This window comes from Marinobacter sp. C7 (genome assembly GCF_022343555.1).
Classification (GTDB): Bacteria; Pseudomonadota; Gammaproteobacteria; order Pseudomonadales; family Oleiphilaceae; genus Marinobacter.
Window position 1 is genome coordinate 1 of record NZ_JAKQZH010000025.1, and the last position, 732, is coordinate 732.

1 pseudogene is annotated in these 732 nt (G+C 60.7%); it reads left to right on the forward strand.

Features of this window, described 5'->3' with window-relative positions:
• Window positions 1-732, forward strand: a pseudogene (locus MD273_RS18500) (hypothetical protein); the annotation flags it as partial.

A 732-nucleotide genomic window follows, 5' to 3' on the forward strand; every position in this document is an offset into this window, starting at 1 on the left:
GCGCTTCGCTGATCCCTGTCACGTCCCTGCGGTTCCGTCAGCGCAATACGATGGAAGCCCGCGGCGAAATCCTGCTGGCCATCGACCGCTATGTGATCATGAACGGCATGACGGCGCGCCGGGAAGCCATCCTGATGTTCGTGCGTGCCCAGGACGAATATTTTGAACGTGTCGCGGCACTTGCAAAGGCCGATGCAGGCGAGCCATTGAGCGATCGCGAGCGCCTGCTCCTGGAGCGGCCATCGTTGCTCGCCGATCCTAACGGATTTGGCCTGGCAGAAGGCACCCTGAAGCTCGCCAACGATCGTAGTGGCTGCGATGCACGTATATCCACCCGTACCGTGCAACGTTGGTTTGCCGCCAGAGATAAGGGCGGCATCACCGCCCTCGCACCGGCTCTGACGAAGGAAGATGATCCGGTCTCACCGGAGTTCAGCGCGTTTCTTGGCTTCTACGCCAAGCCTTCGAAACCGACCGCCACGGAAGCGCTTGCGGACTACCGGGAGGCCAATCCGGATACGACCCTGACGATCGATCAGGTTCGCTACACCCTGAAGCGCAAGCTCAACGATATTGAGCGCAACGTCGGCCGCGAGGGTCTGCTGACGCTGCGTTCCCGCATGGCCTATATCACCCGCTCGACCGAAAACCTCCTGCCCACCACGATCTACACCGCTGACGGTAAGACCTTCGATGCAGAGGTTGAACACCCGGTCAGCCATCGTCCATTCA